Below are 15,692 nucleotides of genomic sequence, written 5' to 3'. Positions count from 1 at the left end.
AACCCGTGAGCTAACCCTCGGCCGCAATGGTCAGGGGCTCGGCGCGCCGGGTCTTGATCAGGGAGTGGTTGACCTCAGCAGCTCCTTCGCTGCGGAGGTCAGCCAGAAAAGGAGGCAGGGCAGCCTCAAGGCTGCTGCGCCGGATGTAGGGACCAAACCAGTAGGTCACATCCGGCCGCCTCGTTTCAACGCGGGCCCACCAAGCCAGACCAAACCCATTGGCAATGCTGCGCAGAGGCCGAAGAAGGGGCGTCATCCAGACGGGAGGCGATAACACCATTCTGGCTCCGGAATGGGCAAGCGCAGCATTCAGAGCTTGATGTCGGAGGAGAACGTCGCGGTTGGATCCGTCCCATCGGCCCCATCGGTCTGTTCAACAACCGCTGCTGAATCCACCTGGAACTCAGCCATCACATCGGCCACCAGCTGATCGGCACGGGCCTCTTCAGCAGGACTGAGAACGATGTCGTCCTCGGGAACGGCGGAGGTCGCTTCTGCACTGCCTTCTTCCGGCAGCTCCAGGGGGGCAGGCGTTGGCAACTGAGGACGCACGATCCGCGGGGCCGGCGCGGCCCCCGAGATCTGCTTCATCCAGCCGCGACGGGCCACCTCATAAAGAACCATCGCGGTGGCGACCGAGGCGTTCAGGCTGGGGGTGGCGCCACGGATCGGGATCCGCACCAGCTGATCGCAGTGCTTGCGGGTCAGCATCGAGAGACCATCCCCTTCTGAGCCAGTCACCACCACCAGGGGACCGTCCAGGTCAGCCTCACTCAGGGCAACACTGCCCTCTCCCGCCAGACCAATCACCCGATAGCCCTCGTTCTTCAGACTGTCGAGGGCGCGGTTCAGGTTGACCACTCGGGCCACGGGCAGGTGCTCCAGGGCTCCAGCAGCCACCTTGGCGACGGAACCGGTCAGACCGGCACTGCGGCGTTGGGGCAACACCAGTCCATGGGCGCCGAGGGCTTCTGCGCTGCGGACGATGGCCCCAAGGTTGTGGGGATCGGTGATGCCGTCGAGGGCCATCAGCAGCGGGGGCTCACCCAGGTCGCGGCAGCCATCGATCAGGGTGCCCAGATCCAGGGTGTCGGCGGCCGCAGCCTGCATGACGATGCCCTGGTGCACCGCCCCATTGGTCAGCTGGCCGAGACGCGACCAGGTGACCTCCTCCACCAGCACGCCGCCGGACTTGGCTTCCCGCAGCAACTGAAGGAAACGGGGCTGAAAACGCATTTCCGGGGTGCACCAGATGCGGTGCACGGGACGGCCGCTCTCCAGGGCGGCCTGGGCCGCATGGCGCCCCCAGATCAAATCATCGGCGGGATAGGCGTTGAACCGTTCGGCCTCACCAACGGGAACCTCGACGGCGATGGGCTTGGCCTGGTCGCGATCACGGGAGAACGGCTTGCGCCCGCCACCCTGCTCGTCGCGACGACCCCCAAAACGCCCCTTGCCGCCAGGGCGGTAACCGTCCCGGCCGGACTCTTGAGCCTCGTCGCGGAAGCGATCAGAGGAGCGTCCCTTCAAAAACGGGCGGCCCTGGGGTCGCGGGCCGCGGCGCTCGGGCCGACTGGAGGCCTCACCCCGGCTATCGGGGCGGCCTTCCGAACGGGAGAAGCGCTCACGTCTCTCGCCACCACCACCGCGCTGCTCTCCGTCGGGACGCCATTCGCCGCGGGGAGAAAACGGACGGGACGAGCCGCCACGAAAACCAGATCGGTCGCCAGGACGACCTCCAGGACGGCCACCGGAGCGGTATCCCGGACGTCCACCGCCGGCCTCGTCCCCGCCAAAGCGGTTGCCACCCCGATCCGATCCGAAACGCTCGCCGCCAAAACGGTCGCCGCGACGCTCGCCGCCGGATCGATCATCGGCAAACCGTCCGCCGCCGCGGGGTGGCTTCCCTCCACCTGGGCCCGAGCGCTGGTCCTTACGACGATCAAAACGGGGGCTCATGGTTGTCAGGCAAAGGGGTTATCGGTCGGCGTCCTCGAGTTCTGCCAGCAGCTGTGCAAGGCGGCTGGGGTTCTGCAGAAAGAGCCAGCCCACCATTGTCTCAAATCCCGTGGCCTTGCCATAGACACCAGCCTCTCCCTTGCGGGGCCCACGACCCGCTTTATTGCGTCCACGCCGCACCCACTCCAGTTCGGCCTCCTGGAGCAATCCCTTCTCCTGCAGGCGATCGAGGGCCTCCGCCTGGGCATCTGCGCGGACATCCGCCACAACGGCTCGATGCAAATCGGAACTGCGTCCCGGCTGGCGGCAGCGGCGCATGCGCTGGTGCAACTCCCAGACAGCATCCCCTAGCCAGGCCAGCTGAAGCGGACCCAACTCCCCGGGCCATCCCGGTGCTTGGAGTTGGGTCAGCCAGGCTGCCGAATCAGGCGGCGATGGCTCCGAGGGCGGTGTTGAGGTCTGGCTGGAGATGGAGAAACTCCTCAAGCCTTACCAGTTTCACCGTCTGGACGACCCTGGCATTGCCGACCACTAAGAACTGGATCTTCTGGTCGTTGCAGTGTTTAGCGAACTGCACCAGGGCTCCGAGACCCGAGGAATCGATGAAATCGATCTTGCTCAGGTCCAGCACCAGCGGCTGCGGGGTGCTGGTGAGGTGGTCGTTGATAAAGGCGAGAAATTGCTTCTCGGAGTAAGCATCCAACTGCCCGGTGAAACTGAACAGGAGACATCCGTCCTGCTGTTCAAAACCACCGCGTAGAGAGACGGTCAATCGCTGCAGATCAGTGATGGCTGCTGACCTCTGACGTCACTGGCGATCGCAGTGTAGTGAGGGTTTTCGAAACGGGCACGACCGCAACAAACTGCGATCGATCAGCCCCGTCGCTCGCTCATCAGCGCGGCAAAACGGCCGAAGTGATGGTCGGCATCGTGGGGGCCAGGACTGGCCTCTGGGTGGTACTGCACCCCGAAGATCGGCTTCTGGCGATGGGCAAAGGCCGCCACGGTTCGATCGTTGAGATTCAGATGGGTGACCTCCATCTGATCGGCCGGGAGCGAGTCAGCGTCCAAGGCGAAACCGTGGTTTTGGCTGGTGATTTCCACCACACCGGTGGTCCCGCACGGGTGGTTCAGACCGCGGTGGCCATAGCCAAGCTTGAACGTGCTTCCACCAAGGGCTAGACCCAGGATCTGGTGCCCCAGGCAGATCCCGAACAGGGGCAGTGCCTCCTGCTCAACCAACGACTTCGCCAGGTTGATCCCACTGGTCACAGCCGAGGGGTCGCCAGGGCCGTTGGAGAGGAAAACACCTTCAGGCTGGCGCTCGAGGACCTGCTCCAAGGTGGCGTCGGCCGGCAGCACCGTGACATCGCAGCCATGGGCCACCAACCGTTCGAGGATGGCCCGTTTGATGCCGAAGTCGATCGCCACGACCTTGTACGGGGTCGCGGGATTGTCCTGGAGGCGTTGATCGAAGGCAGCAGTGCAAAGGGATGACCAGGTGTAGGGCTCCCTGGTGGAGACGTCCTTCGCCAGGTTCAAACCAGCCATTGACGGCATCGCCTGGACCCGCTCCAGCAACTGCTGGGGCGTGCTGCCGTCAGTACTGATGGCACCGTTCATGGCACCGCCCTCGCGCAGGTGGCGAACCAGGGAGCGGGTATCAATGCCGGAGATACCGACCACGCCGTGTTGCTCTAACCAGGCCTCGAGGCTGCCTTCACTGCGCCAGCTGCTCTGGGTGGGAGCCAACTGACGGGCGATCACACCGCGAACATGGGGGACATCGGCCTCTTGATCACTGCCGTTGACCCCGGTATTGCCCAGTTCGGGATAGGTGAAGGTGACCAACTGCCCGGAATAGCTGGGGTCGGTCATGACCTCCTGGTAACCGGTCATACCGGTGTTGAAGACCACTTCACCGAAGGCCGTCGCTCTGGCGCCAAAGGCTTCGCCACGCAACACCAGGCCATCAGCCAACACAAGAAGGGCTGGTTGAGGGGTGGGTGAGCTGCTCATGCCGACATCTTCCCTTAAGGGAGTTCTAAGCCAGGGCCTGACTGAGGCTGCGCAGCCGCGCGTAGGCGGCTCCACTCTCCATGGCGGCCTGCGCCAGAGGCAGGGCTGCCGCAACGGAGTCAGCCAAGCCAGCGGCCCAGATCACCAGGGCCGCGTTCAGGGCCACCACATCCTGTTGCGCCTGGCTCCCCTGGCCCTGGAGCACGGCCTCCAGGATCCGAGCGTTGTCCTCCAGTTCTCCACCCCGGAGTGCCTCCATCGGAGCGAGGCTCAAGCCCAGCGTCTGGGGATCCAAGAGCTGGCGTTCCACCTGTCCGTCCTGGATCAGACGCAACTCACTCGGGCCAGAAAGGGATGCTTCATCGAGCCCGCCATGGCCAAAGACCACGACGGCACGGCGGCAGCCCAAGCGGGCTAAGGCATCGGCCATGGGCTCGAGCAACTCCGCTGCTCCGACACCAAGGACCTGATAGTCCGGCCTGAGGGGATTGACCAGGGGACCCAGCAGGTTGAACACCGTTCTCACCCCCAGGGCCCGGCGCAGGGGGGCCAGTCCAACCAAGGCGGGATGCCAGCCCGGAGCAAATAAGAAGGTGACGCCGGCAGCATTGAGTGCCTGAACCACCACGTCGGTTGAAGCTTTGAGGTTCAGTCCAACCGCTTCAAGAACATCGGCAGAGCCGACCTTGCCGCTGGCACTGCGGTTTCCGTGCTTCGCGACCTGGGCCCCACAGGCGGCGGCCACAAAAGCAACGGCCGTCGAGATGTTGAACGTATTGGCCCCATCCCCACCGGTGCCACAGGTATCCACCAGTTCAAGGTCAGGCCGGGCACAGGGCAGGGGTGCAGCAGCGCGCAGGACCTCAGCCATGGCCGCCAGCTCCTCACCGTTCATCCCCTTGGAGCGAAGGGCCGCGAGGAAGGCGCCCGTTTGAACGGGCTCGAGCTGTTCAGACAGCCAGGCCTCCATCAGATCGCGTGCCTGCGATCCCTGCAACGACTCACCGCGCAGGAGTTGATCGAGAAGGGCCGACCAGGACTGGGGGGCTGTCATCAAAACGCAAGAACGAAGGTGGTCTCTAGCAAAAACAAAGGTCAGGGACTGTCCTGATCGGACGTGTCAAAACCAGATCCGACGGCCTGAGGTGCCGCTTCAGCCCCCGGCCGATAGCCGCCAGCCCAGATCGCCCGAGTGCGCTGATGCAGTTGCTCGCGGCTTAAGCCCCACAGACGCAGAGTCTTCTGGAGATCCTCCTGAAGATCCAGGGCCCCGGGAAATCCCTCGTAACGCATCAACAGGCGACCCAGCTCCACCAGATCAGCATCAGCAGGTGCCTCAGTGGCCAACAACCGGTCCACCAGGTCGCGTTCGGTTCCATAAAGAGGATGAGACTGCTGGTTCTCGTCCATCGAGCCGACTGAGGGTGCGCCGGCACAGCATCGCTCAACAACGCTGTTCTGGGGTCGCTGCCTAGGTTGGCGAAACCTTGCCTTGATCCATGGCGGCGATCCGCTTCGGACTGATCCAGCGCTACCTGCGGCCCTATCGGCGCACGGTGCTTCTGGGCGTCGCCGCCCTAGTGGTCGTCAACCTCTTGAGCGTCACGATCCCGCTGATGGTGCGGGGCGTCATCGATGACCTCCAGGACGGCTTCACCTACAGCGACGTGCTGCGGCAGGCCGGAATCATCGTCGTGCTGGCGACCCTCATGGGGGGCGTCCGGCTGGTCTCGCGAATGCTGGTCTTCGGAGTGGGCCGGCAGGTGGAGGCCCAGCTGAAGCAGAAGATCTTCGATCACATGCTCCGCCAGGAGCCCGGTTGGGTGCAGAGCACCGGCAGCGGCGAAGTAATCAGCCGAGCCACCAGTGATGTGGAGAACGTGCGGCGCCTGCTGGGCTTTGCGGTGCTCAGCCTCACGAACACCGCCCTCGCCTACGCCCTGACACTGCCGGCGATGCTCGCCATCGACCCACTGCTCAGCCTGGCGGCGGTGGGGCTCTATCCGTTGATGTTGATCACCGTTCGACTCTTCGGCGGCCGGATGATGCGGCAACAGCGCCGTCAGCAGGAAGCGCTCGGTGAATTGAGCGATCTGATCCAGGAGGACCTCTCCGGCATCAGCGCCATCAAGATCTATGGCCAAGAACGCACCGAGCGGGAGGCCTTCGAGCGGCGCAACAAGCGTTACCGGGATGACGCTCTCCAGTTAGCCCGCACCCGCAGCACGCTCTTCCCTCTCCTGGAGGGCATCTCGTCGGTCAGTTTGCTGTTGCTGCTCGCCCTTGGCAGCGGGCAACTGGAGAGCGGTCGCCTCTCCATCGGGGATTTGGTGGCCTTGATCCTTTACGTCGAGCGACTGGTCTTCCCGACGGCCCTTCTGGGATTCACGCTAAATACCTTCCAGACCGGCCAGGTGAGCCTGGAGCGCGTCGAAGAGCTGCTGCGCCGGACGCCGCGCATCCAATCCCCTAAGGCACCAAAGCCAGTCCCTCAACGGACGGGCAGCCAAGCCGCCGGGATCGAAGCCCGAGGCCTCACCCTGCGTTACCCCGACGCGGAGCGCAACACCCTTGAGGACGTCAGCTTCCGCCTTGCCCCAGGGGAACTCGTGGCCGTTGTCGGACCCGTGGGATGCGGCAAAACCACCTTGGCCAGGGCCCTGGGCCGGATGGTGGACGTGCCTGAAGGGCAGTTGTACCTCGATGGGACTGACATCACAGCCCTCGACCTCGAGCAGCTCCGCCAACAGGTCGCCCTGGTCCCCCAGGAGGGCTACCTCTTCACTGCGAGCCTCGCCGACAACCTCCGCTATGGAGAACCAGACGCGGATCAAGCACGGATCGAACAGGCAGCGGAGCAGGCGCGACTGGCCGCTGATGTGCGGGGCTTCCCCGATCGCTACGAAACCCTCGTAGGGGAGCGCGGCATCACCCTGAGTGGCGGACAGCGCCAGCGCACAGCCCTGGGTCGTGCCCTGCTGGTTCAAGCCCCGCTCTTGGTGCTCGATGACGCCCTGGCCAGCGTGGACAACAACACGGCCGCCGACATCCTGAGCTCGATTCGCGCCCAGCGGGACCGAACGATCTTGATGATCAGCCACCAACTCTCAGCGGCAGCGGCCTGTGATCGAATCCTTGTCCTGGACGAGGGGCGTCTGGTGCAGCAGGGACACCACAACGCGCTCCTCGAGGAAGCCGGCACCTACCGCAGGCTCTGGGAGCGGGAACAGGCGGAGGAACAACTCACGCGCGTGGCTTGAAGGACCGCATCGTTCTTGCAACATCCCAGGACAAGCCCGCTTGAGCTCGCTTAGCTGGAGGGACGCCTCCGCTGAGCGCCCCCATGCTCACCAGCTCTGCCTACCGCCTGCGCTGCACCCTGACCTTTGGCGATATCTACGGCCAGATCCTGATTTGGATGCTGGTCATCTTTGTCAGCCTGGCGGCCGGACTCGCGCTCATGGGCGCCAGCAAACCGATCGTGGCCCTGGTGGGCGTTGGGCTGATCCTGGTGCTGTCCCTGCCGTTTTTGCTCTTCACCTTCACCACAACCCTGCTGAATCACATCGCCCTGGAGTCGACTTCGAGCGAGGGTTGAACTTCCTAGGCTCTGGCCAGCAAAGGCTGTTGTGGTGTTCGGACTGTTTCAGGGCATGGGTGGATCAAAGACAAACCTGATTGCACCAGAAGCGGCCCTACCAGGACGCTCCGATCCGATCGCGACGGCGGATCGCCACGTGGTCCTGGGTACAGCGCTGAAGGCTCCGTTGAGCACCAGTCAGCAGGAAGCCCTCTTTGGCTGCGGATGCTTCTGGGGCGCGGAGAAGGGGTTCTGGCGCTTGCCCGGGGTGATCACGACCGCGGTGGGCTACGCCGGTGGCTACACCCCGAACCCGACCTATGAGGAGGTCTGCTCCGGCCGAACCGGTCACACCGAAGTCGTACGTGTGGTTTGGGATGTCAACGCCATTGATTTCAGTGATCTCCTGAAGCTCTTCTGGGAATGCCACAACCCAACCCAGGGGATGGCCCAGGGCAACGACACCGGTACCCAGTACCGCTCATCGATCTACGTCAACGAGCCCAAGCTCCTGGCGGTCGCCAAGGCCTCATCTGATCGCTACCAGCAGCTACTGAATGGCTCCGGCAAAGGAGCCATCACCACGGAAATTGCCCTGGGCAAACCCTTTTTCTTCGCCGAGGGCTATCACCAGCAGTACCTGGCCCGTCCAGGCAGCCGGCCCTACTGCTCCGCACAACCCCAGGGGGTCTTGCTCGATGAGCAGTGGGAAGGCTGTCACTACCAACTCCCGGCGGCGGTCTGGCAGAACTACGACTGGAGCATCAGCCACTGCGTCCTGCGGGGAGACAACAGCCCAATTCGCCTTTGATGTTCGGACTCGCCTTGTTGATGGCTCAGGCCATGCAGTCCCCCTGGTGGGAGGACTACGCGATCAAAGATCGCTACCTCTGCCATGACAAGGGAATGCTGGTGATCGAGCGCAATCAATCCCAGGCCTCCCTCATCAGCGGTGGATACCGCAGAACCTTTTTTCGGCTGCAGAGCAACGAACCTGGCGTTCGCTACAGCAGTGACGGCATGGAGATGATCCTGCGTGGCGATGAGCTCACGCTGGAGCAACTGCCAATGCGGATGCAGTGCCTACGGGTGGATCAGGTCTGATGAGCCCCTTACCGGATCGAACCGTGATCATTGGCATCCTGGCCACCCTGGGGCTGGTCTTTGCCCTGGTGTTTTGGTACGTCCGCCTGGCGCCCAGCACCGAGCCACCGATGCTCTGGAAAGAGCAGCCCGCCCTGGAGCGCCCCAAACCGCTTCAGGCGCGCCCGGCTGACCTGATCTAGGCAGACAGCTCTGGCTCTGCCCCCCTTGGGGGAACGCCTGGCTTGCGGAACAATGGCGCCGGCGCTGACGCGGAGCCAAGACCCATTACCGAATCGGCTGAGAACAACGCCCCTCGGCAATTGCACCCCCTTCCCCGCGGATTGGTGGAGCTCTACGGGCTGCTGGCCGTTCTGTTTGTGCTGGTGCCTGAGTGGATGGCCGACGGTGCCCTCTCAAGCCTGAAGCCGGGCGGCGTGGGTAGTGCTCTGCCGCCGACCGCCACCGCCTGGCAAAAGGTGCCTGAATTGCGCCTGGCCTCGATGAATCTGCGGGAATTAAGGGAGCTCGCTCGCGCCCTGCGCCTCTGGGGCTACGCGGGCCTGAACCGCGATCAACTGACCCGGCGAATGCTTCGAAAAATCCGCTCGAAACGCGGCAAAGCGCTGTGATAGCTTCTTTCTCGCCGGGGCGTAGCGCAGCTTGGTAGCGCACCACTTTGGGGTAGTGGGGGTCGTGGGTTCAAATCCCGCCGCTCCGATTTGATCACCGGCAACTTCCGCCAAAACCACCTCCCCCAGAGGTGGTTTTTTTGTGTTTGGTCCAAAAAGCTGAGGCTTTACTCCCTCGAATCGGGCTCCAGTCGCGTTTGAACGTGATACCCCTGCAGCCAACGGTTCACCCTGGGACGCAATCCCGGCGGCACCTCCTCCAGCAGCTGCGACAACTCCAGCGCAGCCAAACGATGGAGTTCGCGCACATCCACATGCCAGAGGGCTTCTGCTTCGCGAATTAAGCGGGCCCAGGTGCGGCTGCGCTGCCAGCGCTGAACCTTGCTCAGGGCGCAGGGCCTAGAGGGATGACCGCGAGCATGCACAGACATGGAACTGACCAGAGCTCACCCACCACGATGGAGAGAAGGCTCAGCTGCTCCTTGAAATGAGTGGATCCGCTTCCTCTTGTTGAAGCAAATCAGGCGCTGCGCAATTCCGCAGCCTCATCGACCGGAACGACAGGGAAGGGCAATAGGGCCACCTCCCGTTCAGACAGGCGCCGGCTCCAGGCTCCGCTCACCGGTTGATTCCAGCGGAAGCCCGCCTCTCGGGCCTTGTGGCGTTCTTCATAGGAGAGACGAGCGCGGTAGAGGCGGCGCGGCTCCATCGCCTGGAGAAGGAGGTCCTCCAAGTCCTCGCAACGCTCAAAGACCTGCGCCAGGTAGATGCAATCGGTGAGGGCCCGATGGGCCGCCCAAACCGGTACGCCATAGGCCAAGGCCAGATCACGTACCGAGGGCGTAGAGCGCAGCTGACGCTCCTGGGGCCAGCGAATGTCCTCCATGGAGCAAAGCCAGGGCTTGCTGAGTGCCGGCAGGGAGCCCAGACCAAACCACTGCTGATCGAAGGCGGCGTTATGGGCCAGGAGGACGTCAGCGGCTTCAACCATGGCCTCGAAGCAGGCCAGACCCGCCTGCCATGGCTGAGGGCGTTGCGTCAGGGCCGGGGCGATGCCATTCACCGCTTCAGCGGCATTGCTGGTGCAAGGCATCAAAAACGAAACCTGGCTCAACACCGAGCGATCCGGCACCGAAAAAAGAACCGCACCGACCTCAATGCAGCGATGCTCCGCCGGGGAGAGGCCGGTGGTCTCCGTGTCGAGGATCAACAGCAGCTCGGGGCCACTGGGACCAGAGAGACGCGCGGCAGGCGATGGCTCAGGTGCCTCAGCCCGGTCAGCAACAACAGCCGTCTCCGCAGCCGGCTCCGGCGCAGGCTCAGGCACGACTGGCGCCGCGGCAGATCCACTGACCAGGCTGAGCAGATCCACCTGCTCCCAGCCAGCACGGGGCTGTTGTTCGTCCATCTCCGCGTCGCCCCTGGTCATCCCCACCTCTGCAGTCGCCCCATAATCCCAGCCCTGGCCAGCCCCTCCCTAGGGTTTGCGCAGCTCTTGTACCGGCCTTGGCCCAAGCCCTGAAAAGCGGTGATCGCGCTCCCCTGATCGCGCTGCAGGATCAGAACGGCGTGGAGCGCCGCAGCGATCAACTCGCGGGCAAGGCTCTGGTTCTGTTCTTCTATCCCAAGGACGACACCCCTGGCTGCACCATGGAGGCCTGCGCCTTCCGCGATAGCTATGCCGACCTGCAGGCCTTAGGGGCGGAGGTCTGGGGCGTCAGTGGCGACAACGCCAGCAGTCATCAGCGCTTTGCCAGCCGCCACAACCTGCCCTATCCCCTGCTGGTGGATCAAAACAACCAGTTGCGCAAGGCCTTTGGGGTGCCCGGCGTCCTTGGACTGCTGCCGGGCCGCGTGACCTACGTGATCGACGCGAGCGGGGTCGTTCGTCACGTGTTCAACAACCTGCTCGATGGCCCGGCCCATCGCCGTGAAGCCCTCGACTGCCTCAAGCGCCTTCAGGCCGCATGAGCTGGCGCCAGCGCGGAAGCCTCTGGTGCTGGACCCCTCCCCAACCGCGGGGGCTGATCGAGTTCATTGGCGGCAGCTATCTCGCTGCGACGCCGCAGATCAGCTATCGGCGGCTTCTCGAGGCCTTGGCGCGCCGGGGCATGGCCATCCACGCCTGGAGCTATGTCCCCGGCTTTGACCATCAGGCACAGGCCAATGACGCCTGGAGGAGCTTCCGCCAGCGCAGGGACCCCGATCAGCCCCCGCCGCTCAGACTTGGCCACAGCCTGGGCTGCAAGCTGCACCTGTTGGCGCCCGATAACGGTCGAGGCTGCAGCGCCTTGGCAGCGATGAGCTTCAACAACTTCTCCGCCGAGAGGAGTGTTCCCCTACTCGCCGAGCTCGGGGGGGCCCTCGGGGTCACGAGCGAGTTCAGCCCCTCCCCCGAGGAGACCCTGCGACTGATCGCCAAAAATTACAGACAAGCCAACAACCTGCTGGTGCGCTTCAAAAGCGACCAACTGGACCAGAGCCCTCGGCTCCTGCAGGTGCTTCAAAACCGCAGCCAAGACCGCTCCCGGTTGCTCGAGCGCGCCGGGGATCACCTAACCCCAGCCAGCGCAGGGCTACGCCAGAACCTGCTTGGGGGATGGGCCGATGATCCAGCCCGACAGAGGGAACTGGATCAACTGGCCAATCAGCTGCTGCAGTGGTGGACGAGCCCGGATCAGACCCGCAGCTGATCAAGAACGGAGCGATCCTCCAGGGTTGAGGTGTCACCGCTGACCTCCTGACCGGCGGCGAGGGAGCGCAGGATCCGGCGCATGATCTTGCCGCTGCGGGTCTTCGGTAGGGCGTCGCTGAACTTGATCACATCTGGGCGGGCAATCGGACCGATCTCCTTGCCCACATGGCTCCGCAGTTCGGCCACCAAGGCGTCATCACCACTACGGCCGGCCTCAAGGGTCACAAACGCAACGATGCCCTCACCCTTGAGGTCATCCGGGCGACCCACCACAGCGGATTCCGCCACGGCGGGATGACTGACCAGAGCACTTTCAATTTCCATCGTCCCCAGACGGTGGCCACTGACGTTGATCACGTCGTCGACCCGGCCCATCACCCAGAAGTAACCGTCGGCATCGCGGCGGGCGCCGTCTCCGGCGAAGTAGATGTGGGAGCCATCGGCCGGGCGAATCTCCTCCCAGTAGCTCTTGCGGAAACGGTCGGGATCGCCGTGAACCGTGCGCATCATTCCTGGCCAGGGACGACGCACCGCGAGGTAGCCACCTTGATCCGCTCCTTGGGAGTTGCCGTCGTGGTCGACGATGTCGGCTTGGATGCCGGGGAGTGGAAGGGTCGCCGAGCCTGGCTTCGTCGGCGTCGCCCCAGGAAGGGGGCTAATCATCACCCCACCGGTCTCCGTCTGCCACCAGGTGTCGACGATCGGGCAGCGACCACGGCCGATCACATCGCGATACCAAATCCAGGCCTCTGGATTGATCGGCTCCCCCACGGTGCCGAGGATCCGCAGGGAGCTCATGTCGTACTGATCCGGCACCTCCCGGCCGCTCTTCATGAAGGCGCGGATCGCCGTGGGCGCCGTATAGAAGATGGTGCAACGGTGTTTCTGGATCAGCTCCCAGAAGGCCCCGGGGTTGCTGGGGCGAGGGGCCCCTTCGTACATCACCGTCGTCGCGCCATTGGAGAGGGGGCCGTAGACGATGTAGCTGTGGCCGGTGATCCAGCCCACATCCGCTGTACACCAGTGGACGTCGTCTTCACGGATGTCGAAGATCCACTGGAAGGTCAGGTGAGCCCAGAGGTTGTAGCCAGCCGTGGTGTGCACCACCCCCTTGGGCTTACCGGTGGAACCGGAGGTGTAGAGGACGAAGAGGCGGTCCTCGCTCTCCATCGGCTCCGCCGCGCAATCGCTGCTCTGACCATCCACGAGCTCATGCCACCAGTGGTCACGACCCGACTCCATGGCACAGCCCGAGTCGATGCGCTGGACGACCAGAACCTTCTCCACACTCGGAGCACCACCCTTTGCCGCAAGCGCTTCATCCACGGCGGGCTTGAGGGGAACCGGCTTGTCCTTGCGGAAGCCCCCATCCGCCGTCACGACGAGCTTGACCTGCCCATCGATCAGGCGATCGCGCAGCGCATCGGCGGAGAAACCACCAAAGACCACGGAATGGGGCGCACCAATACGGGCACAGGCCAACATCGCGATGGCCGCCTCCGGAACCATCGGCATGTACAGGGCCACCAAGTCGCCCTTACCAACGCCAAGGGCCTTCAGGGCATTGGCCGCTTTGCAAACTTCCGCGTGCAGTTCGCGGTAGCTGAAGCGCCGCACATCACCCGGTTCCCCCTCCCAGATCAGGGCCGTCTTGTCGGCCCGGGGACCATCGAGATGGCGATCCAGGCAGTTAAACGACAGGTTGGTTTGCCCCCCTTCAAACCAGCGGGCAAAGGGTGGGTTACTCCAGTCGAGGACCGTCTCGAACGGCTTAAACCAATGCAGCTCCCGCCGAGCAGCCTCACCCCAGAACCCATCGGGATCGGCTTCAGCTTGGGCGGCCAGGTCCCGGTAGGCCTGCAAGGAGCCGATCCGAGCGGATGCCGACAGGGCGGCCGGTGGATCAAACACCCGCGCCTCATTGAGCACCGACTCAATCCCGGTCTCAGCCATGGCCCATCGACAACGCAATGGAGCCATTCAAGCGAGGAAAAAGGCTGCTCTGAAGCGCTGTAACGCTGTTGCAGGGTTCAGGATGGAGACATGGCTCATCCCGCCGCCTGCCTGTTTGACCTGGACGGGCTGCTGCTCGACACCGAACCCCTGCATGCGCAGGCCTGGCAGCAGGCGGCCCATCACTTCGGACGCCCCCTGGCCGATCCAGAACTGATGCAACTGCGAGGACGCCGGCGCCTGGATTGCGCTGAGCAGGTGCGTGAGTGGATCCGCGCGAGCCAGCTGCTGGTTCCAAGCGTTGATGAGCTGTTGGCCATTCGCCAGCCCATTGCCGAGGCCCTCTTGATTCAGGCGCGACCCATGGCCGGCGCCCAGGCGCTGATCCGTCGCTGCCTGGAGTTGGGCCTACCGATGGCCCTGGCCACTAGCAGCTCAAAAGAGGCGGTGAACTTGAAAGCCAAGCCCCACCCTTGGCTGGCGGCCATTGAAGAACGGGTCCACGGAGACGACCCTGAGCTCAGACGCGGCAAACCGCATCCGGATGTCTTTCAGCTCGCCGCCCAGCGACTTGGGGTGAATTGCAAGGACAGCTGGGCCTTCGAGGATTCACCGGCAGGGGCCCATGCAGCCCTCGCTGCGGGCTGCCGTGTGTTCGTCGTGCCTGCACCGGATGCAGACCCAGTGCTCTACCCAGCCCAAATCACTGACAGGATCAGCTCCCTCGACGAGGTCTTACCGCTGCTGAACTGAAGCTCAGTACAACCTGCTCAGCACGAATTCCGGCAGTTCAAGCAGGGCCGTACGGCAATCCGACGGGGGCAGGAAGCTCAGGGCCTCGTAGGCCTCATTCGCAAACGTTTCCGCCAGGGTGCGGGAGCGCTGGATGGCCTCGCTGCCGCGGACCAACTCCAGGGCTTGAGCCAGATCCCCGTCTTGGTTGAACTCGCGCTCAATCAAGCCCGCCAAGGCAGGACGTTCCTCCAATGCATAGAGGGCAGGGGCGGTCAGGTAGCCACTGGCTAGGTCACTGGCCGCGGGCTTGCCGAGCTGTTGGTCGCTGCCAGTGAAATCGAGGATGTCATCGACCACTTGGAAGGCCAGTCCGAGCTGGCGACCGAAGCGATAGAGGCAATCGAGTTGGTCCTCCGGCAGACCGCTGAGCACGCCAGCCGCGCGGGCGCTGTTGGCAATCAGGGACGCCGTCTTGCAGTAGCTCTTTTCGAGGTAGGTCTCAAAGCTCTGGCCGGTGTCATAGCGGTAAAGCCCTTGCTTCACCTCACCGTCGGCGAGATCCATGATCACGCGCGAGAGCAGCTTTACCACCTCAAGGTTGTCGAGGTTGGCCAGGTGCCAGCTGGCCTGGGCGAAGAGAAAATCGCCAGCAAGAACCGCAACCCGATGGTTGAAACGGCTGTGGACCGTATCGACGCCGCGCCTGGTTGACGCTTCATCCACCACATCGTCGTGAACGAGTGAGGCGGTGTGGATCATCTCGGTGATCTCGGCCAGCCGGCGATGGCGGCTCGTGAGCTCACCCTGGGGCGCGAGGGCCCTTGAAATCAGGAGAACAATGCCGGGGCGCAACCGTTTGCCACCGGCGCTGAAGAGGTGTTCCGCAGCGGCCTGAAGAATCGGGTGCCCAGCACCGATCAGACTGCGGAGATCACTCAGCAGAGCCTCGAGATCGGACTCGACGGGCTGTAGCAGCTCTGCAACGGTGGCCATGACCCCCAGCGGTGGGGAGATCCTAGAAGGCGCCTGCCTCCGA

The 15,692-nt window shown here is 63.9% G+C and carries 20 protein-coding genes and 1 tRNA gene; 10 read left to right on the top strand and 11 right to left on the bottom strand.

Features of this window, described 5'->3' with window-relative positions:
* Nucleotides 1–10: 10 nt before the first annotated feature.
* The 7 genes from LY254_RS01015 to LY254_RS00985 form a co-directional block, all read right to left on the bottom strand.
* Entirely contained in the window at nt 11–256 is a 246-nt protein-coding gene (locus tag LY254_RS01015) for a DUF1816 domain-containing protein (protein ID WP_247478213.1), read from the bottom strand.
* A gap of 53 nt (nt 257–309) precedes the next feature.
* A complete protein-coding gene (gene rlmB, locus LY254_RS01010; protein WP_247478210.1) occupies nt 310–1,959 on the bottom strand; it encodes a 23S rRNA (guanosine(2251)-2'-O)-methyltransferase RlmB in 1,650 nt (549 codons plus the stop codon).
* A gap of 18 nt (nt 1,960–1,977) precedes the next feature.
* On the bottom strand, nt 1,978–2,334 hold the full coding sequence (locus LY254_RS01005) for a ribonuclease III domain-containing protein (protein WP_010316812.1): 357 nt from the start codon (nt 2,332–2,334) through the stop codon (nt 1,978–1,980).
* Nucleotides 2,335–2,383: 49 nt separating this feature from the next.
* Nucleotides 2,384–2,731 carry an STAS domain-containing protein gene (locus LY254_RS01000; protein ID WP_010316811.1) on the bottom strand — a complete coding sequence of 116 codons (348 nt, stop codon included), beginning with the start codon at nt 2,729–2,731 and terminating at the stop codon, nt 2,384–2,386.
* Nucleotides 2,732–2,832: 101 nt separating this feature from the next.
* Nucleotides 2,833–3,978 (bottom strand): glutamine-hydrolyzing carbamoyl-phosphate synthase small subunit, encoded by a 1,146-nt coding sequence (gene carA, locus LY254_RS00995; protein ID WP_247478207.1) that lies wholly within the window; start codon nt 3,976–3,978, stop codon nt 2,833–2,835.
* Nucleotides 3,979–4,003: 25 nt separating this feature from the next.
* A complete protein-coding gene (trpD, locus tag LY254_RS00990; protein ID WP_247478204.1) occupies nt 4,004–5,032 on the bottom strand; it encodes an anthranilate phosphoribosyltransferase in 1,029 nt (342 codons plus the stop codon).
* A gap of 41 nt (nt 5,033–5,073) precedes the next feature.
* Nucleotides 5,074–5,337 carry a DUF3288 family protein gene (locus LY254_RS00985; protein ID WP_371820480.1) on the bottom strand — a complete coding sequence of 88 codons (264 nt, stop codon included), beginning with the start codon at nt 5,335–5,337 and terminating at the stop codon, nt 5,074–5,076.
* A gap of 140 nt (nt 5,338–5,477) precedes the next feature.
* Here LY254_RS00985 and LY254_RS00980 point away from each other — a divergent pair, with 140 nt between their 5' ends.
* The 7 genes from LY254_RS00980 to LY254_RS00950 all read left to right on the top strand — a co-directional run bounded on the left by LY254_RS00980 (nt 5,478) and on the right by LY254_RS00950 (nt 9,362).
* A complete protein-coding gene (locus tag LY254_RS00980; RefSeq protein WP_247478201.1) occupies nt 5,478–7,238 on the top strand; it encodes an ABC transporter ATP-binding protein in 1,761 nt (586 codons plus the stop codon).
* 83 nt (nt 7,239–7,321) lie between these two features.
* Nucleotides 7,322–7,576 (top strand): hypothetical protein, encoded by a 255-nt coding sequence (locus LY254_RS00975; protein ID WP_010316804.1) that lies wholly within the window; start codon nt 7,322–7,324, stop codon nt 7,574–7,576.
* A 55-nt stretch (nt 7,577–7,631) separates the two neighbouring features.
* Nucleotides 7,632–8,369 carry a peptide-methionine (S)-S-oxide reductase MsrA gene (gene msrA, locus LY254_RS00970; protein ID WP_371820546.1) on the top strand — a complete coding sequence of 246 codons (738 nt, stop codon included), beginning with the start codon at nt 7,632–7,634 and terminating at the stop codon, nt 8,367–8,369.
* Nucleotides 8,369–8,662: a hypothetical protein gene (locus LY254_RS00965; protein ID WP_010316802.1), complete on the top strand. Its 294-nt coding sequence runs from the start codon at nt 8,369–8,371 to the stop codon at nt 8,660–8,662. The genes msrA and LY254_RS00965 overlap by 1 nt, the downstream gene beginning before the upstream one ends.
* Nucleotides 8,662–8,844 carry a hypothetical protein gene (locus tag LY254_RS00960; protein ID WP_247478182.1) on the top strand — a complete coding sequence of 61 codons (183 nt, stop codon included), beginning with the start codon at nt 8,662–8,664 and terminating at the stop codon, nt 8,842–8,844. The genes LY254_RS00965 and LY254_RS00960 overlap by 1 nt, the downstream gene beginning before the upstream one ends.
* A gap of 42 nt (nt 8,845–8,886) precedes the next feature.
* Entirely contained in the window at nt 8,887–9,273 is a 387-nt protein-coding gene (locus LY254_RS00955; protein ID WP_363155066.1) for a hypothetical protein, read from the top strand.
* 15 nt (nt 9,274–9,288) lie between these two features.
* Nucleotides 9,289–9,362: transfer RNA gene (locus LY254_RS00950), tRNA-Pro, on the top strand.
* A 78-nt stretch (nt 9,363–9,440) separates the two neighbouring features.
* On the opposite strand, the gene LY254_RS00945 is transcribed toward LY254_RS00950, so the two are convergent.
* On the bottom strand, nt 9,441–9,704 hold the full coding sequence (locus LY254_RS00945) for a hypothetical protein (RefSeq protein WP_247478165.1): 264 nt from the start codon (nt 9,702–9,704) through the stop codon (nt 9,441–9,443).
* An 89-nt stretch (nt 9,705–9,793) separates the two neighbouring features.
* A complete protein-coding gene (locus LY254_RS00940) occupies nt 9,794–10,702 on the bottom strand; it encodes a 3'-5' exonuclease (protein ID WP_247478154.1) in 909 nt (302 codons plus the stop codon).
* Between the two features lie 77 nt (nt 10,703–10,779).
* On the opposite strand from LY254_RS00940, the gene LY254_RS00935 reads away from it, so the two are divergent.
* Together LY254_RS00935 and LY254_RS00930 are read left to right on the top strand one after the other, a co-directional pair.
* Complete coding sequence (locus LY254_RS00935; protein WP_247478151.1) at nt 10,780–11,244, top strand: peroxiredoxin; 465 nt, start codon at nt 10,780–10,782, stop codon at nt 11,242–11,244.
* Complete coding sequence (locus tag LY254_RS00930) at nt 11,241–11,966, top strand: DUF1350 family protein (RefSeq protein ID WP_247478136.1); 726 nt, start codon at nt 11,241–11,243, stop codon at nt 11,964–11,966. Before LY254_RS00935 ends, LY254_RS00930 begins: the two co-directional genes overlap by 4 nt.
* Here LY254_RS00930 and acs read toward each other — a convergent pair.
* A complete protein-coding gene (gene acs / locus LY254_RS00925) occupies nt 11,951–13,921 on the bottom strand; it encodes an acetate--CoA ligase (protein ID WP_247478135.1) in 1,971 nt (656 codons plus the stop codon). The genes LY254_RS00930 and acs overlap by 16 nt on opposite strands.
* A gap of 90 nt (nt 13,922–14,011) precedes the next feature.
* Here acs and LY254_RS00920 point away from each other — a divergent pair, with 90 nt between their 5' ends.
* A complete protein-coding gene (locus LY254_RS00920; RefSeq protein ID WP_247478133.1) occupies nt 14,012–14,674 on the top strand; it encodes an HAD family phosphatase in 663 nt (220 codons plus the stop codon).
* Nucleotides 14,675–14,677: 3 nt separating this feature from the next.
* Here LY254_RS00920 and sds read toward each other — a convergent pair whose 3' ends face one another.
* Nucleotides 14,678–15,649: a solanesyl diphosphate synthase gene (gene sds / locus LY254_RS00915; RefSeq protein WP_010316792.1), complete on the bottom strand. Its 972-nt coding sequence runs from the start codon at nt 15,647–15,649 to the stop codon at nt 14,678–14,680.
* Nucleotides 15,650–15,692: the final 43 nt, after the last annotated feature.

The sequence above is a fragment of the Synechococcus sp. NB0720_010 genome, assembly GCF_023078835.1.
Taxonomy (GTDB): Bacteria; Cyanobacteriota; Cyanobacteriia; order PCC-6307; family Cyanobiaceae; genus Vulcanococcus.
The sequence above is the reverse complement of the archived record's forward strand: the minus strand, read 5'-3'. Positions and strand labels throughout refer to the sequence as shown.